A 15,424-nucleotide genomic window follows, 5' to 3' on the forward strand; every position below is an offset into this window, starting at 1 on the left:
ATTCCAAGAAGACTTTGAATCACAAGAACTAACCAATGATTCGATTGGTGTGGATGTTGGTTTAAAAGAGCTGTTTGTAGCTTCTAATGGTATGAAAGAACGAAATATAAACAAAGATGCCAAGGTTAAAAAAATTTTGAAAAGGAAAAAGTCAGCACAAAGAGATATGTCTAGGAGATTTAAAAAAGGTGTGAAAATTCAATCTGCCGGATATGAAAAAGCGAAAACTGAGCACCTGCGGTTATCTAGGAAAATTATTAATATCCGAAATAACCATATCCATCAAGCAACAGCTAAATTGGTGAAAACCAAACCAATGAGGATTGTTGTGGAAGACTTGCCTATCTCAAACCTGTTAAAAAACAAAAAACTATCGAAAGCATTTTCATTTCAAAAATTACACTTCTTCTTTCAATGTTTATCATACAAGTGCGAGAAGTATGGCATTGATTATGTAAAAGCTGATAAATGGTTCGCTTCAAGCAAGATTTGCTCATGTTGCGGAGTAAAATACGACCATTCAGTTCAACCAGAAGGACAGTGGAGTTTAAAAATACGTGAGTGGCGTTGTGTTGGGTGCAATATCCATCACGATAGAGATTTAAATGCTGCGATAAATTTATCAAGATGGGTAAAATAAATGCTTGATAATAGGAGGTAACGATACTGCCTCGTGTGGAGTGTTATACCCCTCCTCCCTTCGGGGCTGCGAGAACACGAAGAAGCACTAACTTGTGTAAATTTGATTGAATTGTATAGATTTAGTTAAGTTTATCGTATCGGTGAACAAATATGCTAGTTATAAGCGCGAACGAACAAAGAAACTTAGTAAATATGAACGAAGTCATTGAATACGCAGCGCTTGCCTTAAAAGAGTTTTCCGCAGAAAGAACGATTACACCAATACGAGGCTCATTACCATTTGCGAGCGAACAAAATACAGCGTTAATTATGCCTTCAGTCGCGGAAGGACTTGAAGCACTCGGAGTAAAAATAGTAACGGTAGTCCCGCAGAATAAAAAGATAGGAAAGAAAACGATAAACGGAATTGTGATGCTATCAGACTTTCAAACAGGAGAACCACTCGCACTTTTAGAAGGTTCCTATTTAACGATGATCCGAACAGGCGCCTTATCAGGAGTAGCGACAAAATATTTAGCTCGTCATAACGCAAAAACTTTATGTATTATTGGCACGGGTGAACAGGCGAAAGGAATTGCTGAAGCTGTATTCGCCGTTAGGGACATCGAAAAAGTCATTTTATACAATCGAACGGAAGAAAAAGCGTATGCATTTGCGCAATATATACAAGAGACATTTAACAAACCAGCTTACGTCTATGCAAGTCCAGATGAAGCAATAAGCGAAGCAGACATCATCGTCACAACAACAAACGCATCCACACCAGTCTTCACAGAAACATTGCAAAAAGGCGTCCACGTAAACGCCGTCGGCTCATTTAGACCGAGCATGCAAGAACTACCATCTCACGCTATTGCTAACGCAACTAAAGTAGTAGTCGAATCAAAAGAAGCGGCACTAGAAGAAACAGGTGATCTTCAAGTTCCGATAAAAGAAGGTCTATTCGAAGCTAGCAATCTTCACGCGGAACTTGGTCAAATTATAAGCGGGGAAAAAGCTGGTAGGGAGAATGATGAAGAGATTACTATTTTCAAATCGGTTGGTTTGGCGGTAGTGGATATTATCGTTGCGAAGTATTTGTATGAAAAAGCGGTGGAGCGCGGGATGGGGAATAAGATTGAGTTTTGAGGCTGCCTTTTGGTGGTCTTTTTTGTTGGGCGTGGGATTACTTGTGGACTAATGGTCAGCGACTGTTTATATTTGCATCTCCTATCATATAATTCTCCTTATTTTTTAACTATAACTTTAATGATGAACTTCTTTTTGTTGGGAAAGCACGTAAAGTAAGACAACGTATTAAAAAGCATTTTGAAGATAATGTATCACCAATTAAAAATCATCGTGATGAAGTGTATCGTATTGATGTATGTATTGTAGAAGATCCGATGGAAAGAGAAATTTACGAAACATATATGATTAACGAATTTCAAGCGAAGTATAAGGTGGATAAAGTATTTTATAAATAACATCAACGTAAAACATGATCTTGGTACTACATCAAGATCATGTTTTTTATATGCAATAAAAACGATTGATTATTCTTAATCATTCGACAAAATACAACAATTTAAGATCGTATTTTTTGCTATGATAAGTAAGGAATTTATATATCGTGTTATTGGGGGATAAAAAGAGATGTTGAAAAAATTTACTACATGTATTTTAGGTGGCGCTTTAGTATTCAATTTATCTGGTTGCGGCAATACATCCGACAAAACTTCTTCAGAATCTAAAGAAACCAATTCTAAACAAGAAGAAAAGAAAGTGCAAACAACTGATGAGGCGAAAACGAAAGAGAATACAAAGCAGAAAAATACAGAACAAACAAAAGAGAAATCAAAGGTAAAAGAAAAAGAGTATGCTGTAAACAAGGATTTTCATACACCTAAATTTGATGTAACTGTAAAAAGAGTTGTAGAAAGAGATAAGGTTGGTAAAGAAAGTATAGGATTCCAAAAACCTGAAGATGGACATGTCTTTATTGTTGTAGAAGCAGAAGGGAAAAACATCACAAACGAACCGATGAAATTAGCCGTTTTACCATCAGTGGATTTAGTGGATGAAAATGATAATGCTTACCAAAGTGATGTGTGGGCAGCTAGTAGTTATGGGGTTGAAAAAGGCGAGACCTCTACTATTACTAAGGAATTAAAACCAGGGGAGGTAAGGAGAGAAAGTAAAGTTTACGTGATTAATAAAGAAAAATTTGATACAGGAAAATGGTATGTACTTGTTAACCATGAGTATAAGGAACAAATTAAATAGTGTTTATTTATTAAGAGGAGATGGCTCCTCTTTTTTTTGTTACAAGTTAACACGAAATTTCATTCTGAGGACACTATTAAATTTTTAAGTTGATGGAGATAGGACGCTACCCCTAGATGAAGAGATTACTATTTTCAAATCAGTTGGTTTGGCTGTAGTAGATATTATCGTTGCGAATTATTTGTATGAGAAAGCGGTGGAGTGCGGGATGGGGAATAGGATTGAGTTTTGAGGGACTGCCTTTTGGTGGCCTTGTTTGCATAAAATCTTGTAAAGCAAGAAAAAGTAGAATATTTAATGATTAGAATTGAATATTCATATTCTAATATTCAATAGAAAGACATGTTGAAATACCTGATGAGGCATTGGCTCAACGATTAATAGATGATCAGAACATCACTGGGTCTTCATCTTTTAATGATTTAGAAAAAGCCCAAAAAGTTGCTGATGCAGTATTAACTAATCCTCAAAATATACGTAAAATAGAAAGGTGGCTAGCTGATCCCTACAGCCCACCAACTTTAGCGTTAAGGTATAGAGGTGATGAAATTATTGGTCGATCTATATTAAGAACATCTGAAGATGTTTTAGAGGTAACGAATGCTAAAATTGTCTTAAAAAAAGATGGAGAAGGAAGTTATATTAGAACAGGATTCCCCATAAGATAGAAATTTAGGAGGCTATTTATGAATGATAAAGATTATATTTATGAAGAATTAAGTGATTTTTTAGATGGAACATTCCATCAAGATATGGGAACACCAGAAAAAGCCTTACACGAATTTATAGAAGAAGCTCACAAAATTTGTATAGAAAATACTATAAATTACATAACTGCATTTTTAAACAGTGATCTATCCACGGAAAAAAAAGAAGAATTCATTGAATATTATACAGATATTTATTTTCCTGCTTTAAAACTAGCTCCCCTAGAATGGCTTGAACAAACAGGTGAAACATTAAAACAAGCATTAAAAAATACTTAGTGAAAATCGACCGCTTATAGTAGGCGGTCTTTTCTTCTTCTTAATTTACATTCACATACGTATTGCTAACTGGGGTATCGCCAAATGCCATCGAGATAAAATTTTGAAGTACCCCCAAAATGAAAATTTTCTTTCTCTAGAGTTAGTTACTTTGAAAAGTCGGCAGTTTTTTCGTTTTGGCGCTGAATTTTGCGGAATTTGTCAGTAAATCGATATGTTGTGCTGAAACGTTGATATATTTTTGTAGAGAGTGGGATTGTTTGTAGAATAATGGTCAGCGACTGTCTATATTTGCAGGGCTCATCATATAATTCCCCTTATTTTCAAATATAATTTTAATGACATGTTAGATTGTATATTCCGTTCTTAATATATTTAAAGGGTGATTGGGTATTAAGATTAATTAATGGAATGAAAGATTTGGATTAAATGCACCTATTATTAAATTCGGGAATAATATCTCTAACGCTGAAAAATATTTGATTAAGGGGTTATTTTCAGTATTTTAGAAATAATCAAAGCGAGAAAAAGTAGAATGTTTCATGATTAGAATTGATTATATGCTAATATTCAATAGAAAGATTAAATATTTAAAAATTCATAATAAAATATTATAATACATTTAGTAAAATTAACCAATATATATTTTGCTCATTATGCATTAAAGGGGAAATGAAAATGGCTGGACAAATTCGTATGTCACCAGAGGAGCTTAAATCGAAAGCGGCTCGATATGGACAAGGTGCAAATCAAATTGAGGACATTTTAAGTCAACTACAAAACTTACAAAATGAATTAAGAGGAGAATGGGAAGGTCGTGCTTTCGAAGGTTTTGATCAACAGTTCAATCAATTAAAGCCAAAAGTACAAAACTTCGCACAGCTATTACAAGAAATTAATACGCAGCTTAATAAAACTGCAGAGGCTGTTGCTTCTCATGATGAAGAATTATCACGTAATTTCGGTTTGAAATAAAAATTCTCATACTCTATATAACAAGCATTTTAAATGAGCCATACAGCTTATATTGTATGGCTCATTTGATTGCATGCCTAGAGCGAGTGATATTGATAGGGATATATATTTAATGAGATTTCTTTGATGCATTTGGAAAACTTATAGAAAGGGTTTGAAAGAATGGGACAATTTCAAAGTAATTTACAAACAGCAACGCAAATTGCTACGAAAATGGGATCAGCCTCTGATAGGATTCAAAGTGCAACCAGTCGTTCTATAACAAAGGCGACGCGTACAACGTTGTCTGTTAACTTCAAAGCACAAGAAGCGAATCAGCAAGTTTTAGACTTGACGAAACAATTTTCCGCTGCCTTTCAAAAAGCGGTTGATAATATTCATTCGGTAGCTAACGAGTTTGAGAGAATGGATAACGAACTTCACAATACTTTTCGCTAATGTGACAACCTACGTAAAGGTAAAATGGTAGGAGGAATATGATGAGTCAAGATATTGAAAAACAAATTGATCAAGTAAACCAAAAGTTAAGAAGTGTATTTGAAGAACAAGACCGAAATCAATCCGCGATTCACATTCAGGAGCGAGCGGAAGCAGATTATTATGAATGGAGAGGTGGAAGCTATCGTTTGTTTGATTGAATTTTAGGAACTTGGCATGATGATAGAGAAATGTCTCAGTTTTTTATGAATACGTATCAAGATGCACAACATATTGAACGAAAAGTTACATTTGAATTGGAAAACAAAAAAGAAACATTGCTTAAAGAAAGACGAGACCTTAGTAATTTAGAAAACGACCTTTCCTATCAACAACAACAATTAGCAAGGGAGGTCAATGCATGAGTTTAAATATGTATTTGGGAGAAGTACGAAGCCAAACTCAAAGCATGAATGCTGTATGTACTGCTACCATTCAAGGTATGGAACAAGCCATTCAGTCGATTGACGCTTTTGCAATTGATACTGTTCTACAAGGACAAACTTATAGCAGTGCAAAATCATTTTTTGTACAAACCTTTCGTCCTTTAGCAAAAGGAATCATTTATCTGTGTGAAGAGTTAATTCGTCAGAACGATGCTTTTCCAAGTCAATTTCAATCACAAGTCGCTTCCACAGATATAATTGAACAAGAAATATTAGAACAAATTCGAGAAATTGACCGAATGAAAGCAAGTATGGAAGCCGTCAGTCAAGCTATGCCAATCCCAGGTATGGAAGCTATGGCAAATCTTTTTACTGTCATGAGGAAAAAACTGCAAGAAAAATTAGAACATCTATATGAATTTAATTATACTTCTAGTAGTAATTATGATACAGCACTTCAACTAGCTGCTAGTATCGCACAAGGTTTAGCAGAGGTATAAAGTGGAAAAGGTTTTAGTCCTGCAAGTGGTACATTTAGTACACAAGGGTTGAATAAGGAATGGACAACTTCAATTCAAGCGATTACAGAAGAGAGGGCACGACAAGCTGCCAATTCAATTGAAGAAGGTGAAATGTGTGGTAAGCTACCTGAAAAATCTACTGGCGAAAAAATTTGGGACGGTATTGTAGATGTTACGGGACAAGCAGTTAGCGATACAATAGACGGAATAAAAGCTTTAGGAGATTGGGAAACGTGGGAAAACATGGGGAACGCTGCTTTGCACCCTATTGATACCCTTAGTACCATGTATAATACATTGTCGGATTCATTTATTAATGATGTAATAAATGGAGACGCAGAAAGTCGAGCAAAGTGGGGAAGTTATGCTTTAACTCAAGTTGGGCTAGGTCTCATTGGTGATAAAGGATTAAGTAAAGCAAGTAAATTAGGTCAAGTGAGTAAAGTAACTACACTAGGGGCAAAAGCCGAACAGAGTATTTCGCATTTTACAAATAAATTGCAAATAGGAGACCGCTTTGCATATGCTGGCGTTGGTGAGTTTAAAGATATTCCAAAAACTTCTTTTAATTCTTTACAAGAAGCCCGTGATACATTTATGTTTGCTGACTCTGGTAATTTAAATACACCTAGATTCCAAGAATACCTTAGCCAAGTAGAAGAAATTACAAAAAGGGAAATTCCAGAAAACCAAAGGGAATTACTGCAAGAACACTTAGAAAATAATGGTTATGAACGATTAAGTAAAGAAGAAGTAGCGGCAAGAAGAGAGGAGTTTAACAGCCTAAGAGAAGATTTAATTAAAGAATGGGAACTTAAGACTGGACAAAAATGGCCTACCTATGAAGAAGAAATTCCTTCAATAAGAGGTAGAGTATTAAGAAAAGTTGATAGACCTTATGATGCACATCAGCTGGTAGAAAATGCATATGGTGGAGAACACGAATGGTGGAATATGCACCCCGCTAAATATCCTAATGAACATCAAGGTGGAATACACGGGAAAGATAAAATTTCAAGAGAAATCTTTAAAAATAAATAACGGAGGTAATTAAAACATGTTTAATTTTTTGAAAAAACATATTGTAGCAGACGAGAGTGTTAAATCTAATCAAACACCTATTTTTTATCCTTTACCAAAAGAAGAGATAGCAGAAGCAGAAGATTTGTTGAAAATGCAGTTCTCAAAAGAACTAAAACGTTTCTATGAGGAAATTGGCTATGGATTTTTAAAGACTAATAAGACTCTTATTAACAGATTCATGGACCCATTTTCTGTTGCAGATTATCGTTTAAGACAAGATATTTATGAATACAATCCTAATTTGGACGATGTCGATGATGAAGAATCACTAGTATTTTTTGAAGTATCAGAGATTAGCTTTTTAACAATTAAATTTAAGCAGGAAAATGAATTAGGTCAATGTCCTATATATTATGGTTCAACGAAAATAGCAGATTCTTTAGAAGAATTTTTAATAAAAATGGAAGAAAATCCTGACTATTATATTTAATGGATATCAATTCTACTTTGTAGAGTCGGGCATTATTAGTTCATTATTTTAAGAATTGTTTTCTAGCTTATGTGATTGAGTATGTCTTGCAACATGGCTACATCTTTAGTTTGTTTATAGAACCAATAGCCGAAGATGTTGCTCATGGTGTGAGTCCCAATAGATTCGATACCAGCAAAATCTTTGGCTTTTTGAAATTTTTGATAAGTCTAGATATTATTAATGGGTTGATCTTCTTTTCGAGAAGGGAATAATATTTCACAGAAGGTGTAAAATGGGATGTTGATTTAGATGGGGATGGTGAAGATGATAGTATTAAGGATATGGTGAAAACGGGTGCGAAAAAAACTTGGTCAACAGTAGCAGGGTGGTTTAATTAACATGAAAAAAAGTATAGATTTTAATAAGAAAGCTTTTGCACATTATATGGCTCTTTATCCTGTAAATGAAATAAGAGTCCATGTAATTGGTCTGGTCCTTTTGGGGGCAGACGTGTTTGTTCTTTTGCCTGCTTTTGCGAATCCTTTTCGATTACTCTATGTATATATAGTAACTCCTCCAGTTATTTTTTTAAATTTGTGGGCGATATGGATTGCTATCAATCCTCGGAAACGACAATTACAATACACTCTATTTCGAGGAGTATATGGCACCATATGTTCAGTGGGATTATTGGTTATAACTCAAAAATATGCTTATGAAGTGTTACAATTACAAACTCCCATCTATTTTATTCTTTCATTTGGTTTGTATGGTTTTGCTTTGTATCATTTTTATAAAAACCATATTGAAAAACTTCAGGAACCAAGAAAAAAATCAAAATCATCGAAAGGAACTGGTGGTGTAAAAGTAGCAGCTATTGCAGCGGGATCGGGGCAGTTAATTGCTAATATAATTCTTAGCATTGCAACACAACAGATGGGGGCAATTGTATTTATGTGTGCATGCACAGTGTTTTCGTTTGCTTTGTTTTATATGATTATAGAACTCCATAAGTATTATTATTTACGGAAGCATATAGAAGATGGGGGGAAAATACGTATAGGCTTTTAAAGAGAATTTGTTGCATTTCAAGTATATAATCGCATTCTTCTTATGGAAGCCATTCACGAGACTTATAGCAATAAAAGATGTATAAGTGGAAGATTATATTCTAGTAAAACATCTGAAGGAATGGAAATTAGGTTTGTTCTTATTAATGATAAGATTATAACTGTTTATCCAATTTATTAAGGAATGTGAGGTACTCAAAAATGAAAGTAACTACTCAGCCCATAGTTAAAAATGCAAGACAATATAGAGGTAATTGCCAAGAAGCACTCCCCCTAAGTTTCAGATGAAATTAAATGATTGAATATTTATATTTAAATAATCGACTATTTATGCTTTAATATTTCTATGTACATAACTGGGATAATTAGGAATTTATATTTAATATGTTTTAAGAAAGGGGAATGTTTTTTTTATGGAAACTCCAGAAAATCAATTTAAACGTGCACTTAATCCTTGGTTCTCCATTTGGACAAAACCACGTGATACAATGAAAGAAATTTTTATATCCAAACCTAAGAATGTGTTTTTACTCATTTTATTAGGCTCATTCGTACAGACTTTAGATCGAGCATCTTCTAAAAATGTGGCGGATTCAATAAGTAGTCCATTTTCAATAATCTCAATAGTTATATTCGGTACCTTCATTGTTTTCTTAACTTATTATTTTTTGCTACCAGCGTTATTTAATTGGGTGGCAAAAAAACTTGGTGGACAAGGTACCTTTGAAAAAACACGTTACTCAGTTGCCTATTCTTATATCCCTTACGTTTATTCTCTTATATTAGTTTGGATGCCTTCATTTTTCTTGTTTGGGATTGAAAACTTTACGAGTGAGACACCGAAAATGGATAGTAGCATAACTTTAACGATTTTGTTTCTTATTTTTGCCATAATTGATGTAGTTATTGGAATTTGGACAATCATTATTTCCTTAAAATGTTTAGGAGAAGCACACCAATTTTCAGCATGGAAAGCATTATTAACAATAATAGTGTCCTTTATGATTATCATTCTTCCTTTGGTAATAATAGTATTTCTTATAGTAGGGGTTATAACCCTGTAATAATTTATTTGCTTCTTATGAACTTAGAACTTTAATTGAAGTTTGGGGACAAGAACAAAAAATGTATAAAAATAATAACTAAAAAATTAACTTTTATAAAAACACTTAAACTAAAATGCTTCTTAAGCGTGGGTCCAATAGCTCACGCTTTTTATTTTGGGTGACTATAACATTTATTTTTAAAATTTATAATCATACTATTTGTTACGAACAAACTTTCAAAGAATCTATTGGTGCTACAGCTAATTGAAGGCGTATTAACAATTTGAGAGTAGTTATTGATAAGAATGGAAATGTAATAGCTGTGGTTCTTGTTGAAGGAATTAATCAACCTCTTATGGTTTACGGTAGAAAACAGGGACAAGTGAATGAAAATAAAATGTGGGATTACGTGTCTTATCCATATCCTCAAGGAAAATTGTCTAAAGAATACAATGTATTTTTTAATCATAATCAAATTGCTAGTTTGTTTTTTAAAGGTTTTGAAACAGTTGAAGAGTTAGAGTTAAGAAATAAACTAGCAAAATTTTAATGAAAAGGTAGATTAATTATATGTTTTCAGGATTTCAATGGTTTCCTAAAAAATGGGGAAAAAGAAAAGTTTCAGAACAGTTTCATCAATCAAAGTTTGCTGATGAAGGTAAAGGTATTTTGATTACTATTTATGCTATAGATTTGTATTTTATATCTATTCCTTTAAAGGTAAAAAAATATAATTAGTTTTAAACATATATATATTCTTTATTTGAAGATGGGGGTAGTACCCCATCACTATCAAGCTAACAAAACAAAATCCCCCCTAAAATGAAAAAATACGCTATCCTTTCTGTTGTTGCTTTGGAATAAAGTTTGATAAAAATGAAGTTACAAACCTTTATTTAACAGCAACAACAAAAACTCCATTTTGAAAAAAAGATTGATCAAAATGGAGTTACTCTTTTTAACTAAGTATGAGATTTTTATAAAAAAGTTTAATCAAAACTCACTTAGAATCTTTTACTTGAAGGAATAAGGCATCGCATCTTTTTTATGAACATCGTTAATTTAGAATAAATTTTGACCACATCTGTAATTACTTGTAAAATGTTATACATAGAAAGGTATTTTAGGATAAATATAGAAGTGGTATGTTTTTTAGTTTTAAAGGGGCTAAAGCGCATCTTTTTTATGTTTTGAGAGGGAGAATTGGAAAATCATATGAAGAATTTTAAAAAAAGCACAGGTAAAATTTTACTAGCATCTGGATTAGTAGTTTCTATGTCAGCTTGTAGTGTAACTAGTTTATTTGGAGACAAAGAAAAAACAAATGCTGAATCTAGTAAACAAGAAAGTAAGGAAACTAAGACAGAAGGAACAAGTTCAGCTAAGTCAGAAAGTAAATCATCTGAAACAAAGGAAAAATCAACTAACTCGAAAGAAGAAAGTAAAGATGTTAAGATGATTATGGTTTTACCTGAGGATTATCCACAACTTATGGTAGACATTGAACAAGATTTATTAAGACGATTAGATTATTATGATGCTTCTGTAAGAGATTGGAGAAAAGGTAGTAAAACAAATGCTGAGGTAAGAGATAGTATTAAAGACTTAGATAAAGTATTTGATAAACTAGAACGTATAGATGCACCTGGTAAATATAAGGAAGACCACAAAGAAATAGTAAAAGCTGTTCAAAAGTTAAGAGAGACTTTCAAGGAAATAGAACAGTTATTTGACTACTCAAAAACGCCTAAAGATACTGATGATGTAATCGTAGATAAAGCAAACAACAAATTAGATGAAGCAAAACGTATTTGGACTCCTATCTTCAATAAGTTAAAAGGAGAAGCAAAAGGTGGTACAGATACTTCTTCAACAAGCAATTCTTCAAGTAGTACTGATAAACCAAAACTAGCTAGTAATAATCAAGCTAAGACATATGATAACCAAGCTACAACTGGAATATTCAAAGGACAAATTGACACACCAGACTCAAGTTCAAGTAAATATAAGAATGTACAAAATAACCTCAAAGACGGTACTGAGGTTATCGGTAACTGGGCTATTGATTTAGGACAAGGGGTAAAAACTACTTTAGTACTAAAAGGAGATAAGACATTTGTTACATATGTAAATGGTTCTTATCCAAGTGAAGATAACATTTTAACAGGAACATATACTGTAGACCTTGCTTCAAAGCAGTTAACACTAGTAATGGATAAAGTAAAGAAAGACGGTCAAGAGACGAAGATACCGAATCCTGTTTATACATCTTATAAAATTGAAAACTACGATGGCAAAACATTACAACTATTCCACATAGACGAACAAGTAACAATTTGTTATGTAAAACAATAAATAATTAGCAAAAAACTCTGTAAAATGATTTTTACAGATGTAAGTTTGAATTAACGTTTGATTAGAAATATTGTATGCACCTTGATTTTACGCGAAACCCAAAGACTCCATTTTGAAAAAAGATTGGTTAAAATGGAGTCCTTTTTTGCTAATTAGTATAAAAATTTTATAAAAAAGTTTGATTGTTTTGTTATCCGTTATTTCACCAACGCCCCCGTTACTTTAAGTACGTTTCGTCACAATCTTAGTCGTTATAATGATTTTAATCATATATTCCCCATTCATACAAAAAATAATAGCTATCAGATTGTCCGAATATACAATCATAAACATACCCCTTTTGTACTTGTATTGTTTCAATATGACTTAATCTAATTAAGAGTTCTTTAATAACTTGTTCTGGTGCATTCACATCAGCTAAATCCCTTTTAAATCTACTTATAAAGTCATCTTTGTTTACTGACTCTATGCTAATACATACTCTTGAATAGTATGTATTAATCCAACCATCTTTTAGTGCCGTTAGCCATTGTTCGTCTGAAGGGTCTGGCTCATCACTAATATCCCATTCTTCTCCATCGAACAATTCCTTTTTAAATAGTGCAGAAAATGCCTCTTGAATATTATCAAATTGACCTTTTCTGGCGAATGTTAAGTCTACTTGCATTGCATATTCATCTCTAAATTCATATACATCAAATGATAATTTTGACAATCTTACATTTGCAATTTGTCTGGCAAATAAATTGAGATCATCAAACAATTCTTGAATTTCTTTATTCATCATAATCCCCCCTTCTTCCTAAAGTTTTGATATTTTAATTATTGATGTGTAACTAATCTGCGTTGTTGGTTCACTAAGAAAAACGAAGTGTAAGTAATTCCGGTCACTTTGAATTCCTAAATTGAAAGAGACAAAATATCACAACTTTTTTATAAACATCGTGACTTTATTTAAAACATCGCGTCTTTTTTATAAACGTCGTAACTTTATTTTAAATCCACATCTGTAGAATCATAGGAAAGGATGGCGTTTTTGTATGTCTATTTCTGTATCTGATGAATTACAACTATTTGCTCAAGAAATTCAAAGCTTCTTATCTCCGAATTTCTTACGAGATCTTGCTAGAGATGTTGGTTTTGTACAACGAACCAGTAAGTACCAAGCAAAAGATTTAGTCGCTTTATGTGTATGGATTAGTCAAAATGTCGCTAAAACCTCTTTAACTCAGTTATGTAGCTGTTTAGAAGCATCAACGGTTTAATGCCACAGCCGTGCAATTTCTACAACAAGTGTTAGCTGAACTTCTCAACCAAAAGTTATCTTCAACTAAGCTGCTCACTTCTCCATACGCTTCTATTTTCAAGCGCATTCGTATCCTAGATTCAACTGCATTTCAACTTCCTGATGTATTTTCATCTGTTTATCCGGGTGCAGGAGGATGCAGCCATACAGCGGGGGTGAAGATTCAGCTTGAGTATGATCTATTAAGTGGACAGTTCCTACATATTCATACAGGTCCAGGTAAACAACATGATCGAACTTATGGTTCTCTATGTGCCCCAACTGTGACAGCGAATGATTTATGTATCCGTGATTTAGGTTATTTTCATTTGAAAGATCTTCAACATATACAAGATAAAAAGGCTTACTATATCTCTCGTATTAAATCAAATACACGTATTTATCAAAAAAATCCCACCCCTGATTATTTTCAAGATGGAAGAATCAAGAAAGGTACAGAGTATATACAGATAGATATGGAGGTCTTAATGAACTCTCTTCACCCAGGACAAACATGTGAAATATCCGACGCTTATGTAGGAATGACTGATAAAGTACCAACTCGTGTGATTGTTCATCAGCTAACAAAAGAACAACAAAAAAAACGATTACAAGATCAAACTGTAAGAGAAAAAAAGAAAGGAATGAAGTATTCTCCTCGTAGTAAACGACTCAGTGGCATCAATGTATATATGACAAACACCCCTACAGACATTGTCCCGATGGGACAAGTACATGATTGGTATTCTTTACGTTGGCAAATCGAAATTTTATTTAAAACGTGGAAGTCATTCTTTCAAATTCATCAGTGTAAAAAGATAAAACCAGAAAGATGGGAGTGCCATTTGTATGGACAGTTGATTGCCATTCTACTCTGTTCTTCTATCATGTTTCAAATGCGGCAATTACTTATTATGAAAAAGAAACGAGAACTGAGTGAGTATAAGGCCATATATATGATTAAAGATTATTTTCTTCTTCTTTTCCAAGCTATACAGAAAGACACCCAAGAGCTATCAAAGGTTCTATTTCGCCTATTCAACCTCCTACAGCAAAACGGGCGAAAATCTCATCGATATGAGAAGAAAACAGTCTTTGATATATTAGGTGTTGTTTACAATTGTACCATGTCTGATAATCAAGCGGCTTAATTGAAAAAAGGAAACCCGTTAGGGTTTATTTCGTATGCAAATCTTTAAAGCACCTACATATAGGATTTCGAAAAAAAGAAATAATCTCGCTTATCGTTGACGTTACATGAGCTTAGCTTGATGGTGATGGGGTAGTACCCCTAAAATTTGAATTTACAATATTAATTTGTTTCTAGTCTTAAAAATGAATAACTTTAACATTGATAAGGATTTTGAGATAAGTCATACGAGATACTTGTAAGCCTTAGCTGAAGTGTAAAATTAATTAAATATCTATCAATGGATATAATTTTTTATTATAGTTATTTTTATAAGTTTAATGGTGAAAATTTTATTGGGAATAGAAGGGGTAATGATGGTGAAAATTTTTAAAAATACGATTTTATTTGTTTTGTGTTTAGTAATTCTTAGTGGTTGTTTTACAAGAGAGGGAACTATTGTTGGTGGTAAAGTTCATGGTTCTTCAGATAGTGTATCAGGTAGTATATCTGGAGATTATAGAAAATTTACTGGATCTGCAACTCAAGATAGGAAAGTTAAAAAAGGTGAGAATTGGATTTTTTCTTTTGATGATAAAACTAAACAAGGAACTATAATTGCTTATGTTGTGGATTCAAATGATAATACAATACTAGAGTTTAATAGTGGCGAAGGCGAAAAAAATATTAAAGTGCCTAAGGATGATACATATAAGGTTAAAATTAAAACGGAAGAACATGGTGGGGAATTTCGAATATCATGGAAAAAAGAAAAATAGTTTTTTTAGTCTT

General features: G+C 33.0%; 16 protein-coding genes and 6 pseudogenes. 20 read left to right on the forward strand and 2 right to left on the reverse strand.

Features of this window, described 5'->3' with window-relative positions:
- The 13 genes and pseudogenes from JTF23_RS12450 to JTF23_RS12505 all read left to right on the forward strand — a co-directional run.
- Positions 1-640 (forward strand): RNA-guided endonuclease InsQ/TnpB family protein (locus JTF23_RS12450; protein WP_204208875.1); only part of this gene is annotated, 640 nt, incomplete at its 5' end.
- Positions 641-792: 152 nt separating this feature from the next.
- Complete coding sequence (locus JTF23_RS12455) at positions 793-1,770, forward strand: ornithine cyclodeaminase family protein (protein ID WP_204208876.1); 978 nt, start codon at positions 793-795, stop codon at positions 1,768-1,770.
- Between the two features lie 98 nt (positions 1,771-1,868).
- Positions 1,869-2,108: pseudogene (locus tag JTF23_RS12460) on the forward strand (nucleotide excision repair endonuclease); the annotation flags it as partial.
- A gap of 169 nt (positions 2,109-2,277) precedes the next feature.
- Positions 2,278-2,907: a hypothetical protein gene (locus JTF23_RS12465; RefSeq protein ID WP_033730875.1), complete on the forward strand. Its 630-nt coding sequence runs from the start codon at positions 2,278-2,280 to the stop codon at positions 2,905-2,907.
- Positions 2,908-3,022: 115 nt separating this feature from the next.
- A pseudogene (locus JTF23_RS12470) lies at positions 3,023-3,139 on the forward strand (ornithine cyclodeaminase family protein); the annotation flags it as partial.
- A 100-nt stretch (positions 3,140-3,239) separates the two neighbouring features.
- Positions 3,240-3,575: pseudogene (locus tag JTF23_RS12475) on the forward strand (RNase A-like domain-containing protein); the annotation flags it as partial.
- Between the two features lie 18 nt (positions 3,576-3,593).
- Positions 3,594-3,893, forward strand: coding sequence for a contact-dependent growth inhibition system immunity protein (locus JTF23_RS12480; RefSeq protein WP_016101713.1), 300 nt, complete (start codon positions 3,594-3,596; stop codon positions 3,891-3,893).
- A 678-nt stretch (positions 3,894-4,571) separates the two neighbouring features.
- Positions 4,572-4,868 (forward strand): WXG100 family type VII secretion target, encoded by a 297-nt coding sequence (locus JTF23_RS12485; protein WP_000918593.1) that lies wholly within the window; start codon positions 4,572-4,574, stop codon positions 4,866-4,868.
- Positions 4,869-5,030: 162 nt separating this feature from the next.
- Positions 5,031-5,306 carry a TIGR04197 family type VII secretion effector gene (locus JTF23_RS12490; protein ID WP_204208877.1) on the forward strand — a complete coding sequence of 92 codons (276 nt, stop codon included), beginning with the start codon at positions 5,031-5,033 and terminating at the stop codon, positions 5,304-5,306.
- A 41-nt stretch (positions 5,307-5,347) separates the two neighbouring features.
- A pseudogene (locus tag JTF23_RS12495) lies at positions 5,348-5,710 on the forward strand (DUF3958 family protein).
- On the forward strand, positions 5,707-6,231 hold the full coding sequence (locus tag JTF23_RS27755; RefSeq protein ID WP_252188012.1) for a T7SS effector LXG polymorphic toxin: 525 nt from the start codon (positions 5,707-5,709) through the stop codon (positions 6,229-6,231). Before JTF23_RS12495 ends, JTF23_RS27755 begins: the two are co-directional and overlap by 4 nt.
- Before the next feature lie 72 nt (positions 6,232-6,303).
- Positions 6,304-7,293 (forward strand): ADP-ribosylating-like toxin, encoded by a 990-nt coding sequence (locus tag JTF23_RS27760; RefSeq protein ID WP_374100895.1) that lies wholly within the window; start codon positions 6,304-6,306, stop codon positions 7,291-7,293.
- Positions 7,294-7,309: 16 nt separating this feature from the next.
- The gene (locus JTF23_RS12505; RefSeq protein WP_204208878.1) at positions 7,310-7,765 is read left to right on the forward strand and encodes an SMI1/KNR4 family protein; all 456 of its coding nucleotides are present in this window, start codon (positions 7,310-7,312) and stop codon (positions 7,763-7,765) included.
- A 71-nt stretch (positions 7,766-7,836) separates the two neighbouring features.
- Here JTF23_RS12505 and JTF23_RS28325 read toward each other — a convergent pair.
- A pseudogene (locus tag JTF23_RS28325) lies at positions 7,837-8,019 on the reverse strand (integrase); the annotation flags it as partial.
- Positions 8,020-8,146: 127 nt separating this feature from the next.
- Here JTF23_RS28325 and JTF23_RS12510 point away from each other — a divergent pair.
- From JTF23_RS12510 to JTF23_RS12530, 5 genes are all read left to right on the forward strand, one after another.
- Entirely contained in the window at positions 8,147-8,818 is a 672-nt protein-coding gene (locus JTF23_RS12510; protein WP_002114720.1) for a hypothetical protein, read from the forward strand.
- A gap of 412 nt (positions 8,819-9,230) precedes the next feature.
- Entirely contained in the window at positions 9,231-9,881 is a 651-nt protein-coding gene (locus JTF23_RS12515; RefSeq protein ID WP_002114719.1) for a Yip1 family protein, read from the forward strand.
- Positions 9,882-10,146: 265 nt separating this feature from the next.
- Entirely contained in the window at positions 10,147-10,413 is a 267-nt protein-coding gene (locus tag JTF23_RS12520) for a DUF4176 domain-containing protein (protein ID WP_002114713.1), read from the forward strand.
- A gap of 20 nt (positions 10,414-10,433) precedes the next feature.
- Positions 10,434-10,601: a hypothetical protein gene (locus tag JTF23_RS12525; protein WP_000490950.1), complete on the forward strand. Its 168-nt coding sequence runs from the start codon at positions 10,434-10,436 to the stop codon at positions 10,599-10,601.
- A gap of 465 nt (positions 10,602-11,066) precedes the next feature.
- A complete protein-coding gene (locus JTF23_RS12530) occupies positions 11,067-12,218 on the forward strand; it encodes a DUF3994 domain-containing protein (RefSeq protein ID WP_100246367.1) in 1,152 nt (383 codons plus the stop codon).
- A gap of 262 nt (positions 12,219-12,480) precedes the next feature.
- Here the strand turns inward: JTF23_RS12530 and JTF23_RS12535 are convergent, their stop codons facing one another.
- Positions 12,481-13,005, reverse strand: coding sequence for a hypothetical protein (locus JTF23_RS12535; protein WP_002201533.1), 525 nt, complete (start codon positions 13,003-13,005; stop codon positions 12,481-12,483).
- A 253-nt stretch (positions 13,006-13,258) separates the two neighbouring features.
- Between JTF23_RS12535 and JTF23_RS12540 the strand changes: the two are divergent.
- Both JTF23_RS12540 and JTF23_RS12545 read left to right on the forward strand, forming a co-directional pair.
- A pseudogene (locus tag JTF23_RS12540) lies at positions 13,259-14,654 on the forward strand (IS4 family transposase).
- A 355-nt stretch (positions 14,655-15,009) separates the two neighbouring features.
- On the forward strand, positions 15,010-15,411 hold the full coding sequence (locus JTF23_RS12545; RefSeq protein ID WP_002202960.1) for a hypothetical protein: 402 nt from the start codon (positions 15,010-15,012) through the stop codon (positions 15,409-15,411).
- The last annotated feature ends 13 nt before the right edge of the window (positions 15,412-15,424 follow it).

The sequence above is a fragment of the Bacillus sp. RIT 809 genome, assembly GCF_016892495.1.
GTDB classification, from domain to species: Bacteria; Bacillota; Bacilli; order Bacillales; family Bacillaceae_G; genus Bacillus_A; species Bacillus_A cereus_U.

Bases quoted from the DNA above. Each gene is read 5' to 3' on its own strand.
- JTF23_RS12490 (WP_204208877.1), top strand. From the start codon at position 5,031: ATGGGACAATTTCAAAGTAATTTACAAACAGCAACGCAAATTGCTACG.
- JTF23_RS12505 (WP_204208878.1), top strand. From the start codon at position 7,310: ATGTTTAATTTTTTGAAAAAACATATTGTAGCAGACGAGAGTGTTAAA.
- JTF23_RS12525 (WP_000490950.1), top strand. From the start codon at position 10,434: ATGTTTTCAGGATTTCAATGGTTTCCTAAAAAATGGGGAAAAAGAAAA.
- JTF23_RS12510 (WP_002114720.1), top strand. From the start codon at position 8,147: ATGAAAAAAAGTATAGATTTTAATAAGAAAGCTTTTGCACATTATATG.
- JTF23_RS12455 (WP_204208876.1), top strand. From the start codon at position 793: ATGCTAGTTATAAGCGCGAACGAACAAAGAAACTTAGTAAATATGAAC.
- JTF23_RS12485 (WP_000918593.1), top strand. From the start codon at position 4,572: ATGGCTGGACAAATTCGTATGTCACCAGAGGAGCTTAAATCGAAAGCG.
- JTF23_RS12515 (WP_002114719.1), top strand. From the start codon at position 9,231: ATGGAAACTCCAGAAAATCAATTTAAACGTGCACTTAATCCTTGGTTC.
- JTF23_RS12535 (WP_002201533.1), bottom strand. From the start codon at position 13,005: ATGATGAATAAAGAAATTCAAGAATTGTTTGATGATCTCAATTTATTT.
- JTF23_RS12480 (WP_016101713.1), top strand. From the start codon at position 3,594: ATGAATGATAAAGATTATATTTATGAAGAATTAAGTGATTTTTTAGAT.
- JTF23_RS27755 (WP_252188012.1), top strand. From the start codon at position 5,707: ATGAGTTTAAATATGTATTTGGGAGAAGTACGAAGCCAAACTCAAAGC.
- JTF23_RS12545 (WP_002202960.1), top strand. From the start codon at position 15,010: ATGGTGAAAATTTTTAAAAATACGATTTTATTTGTTTTGTGTTTAGTA.
- JTF23_RS12465 (WP_033730875.1), top strand. From the start codon at position 2,278: ATGTTGAAAAAATTTACTACATGTATTTTAGGTGGCGCTTTAGTATTC.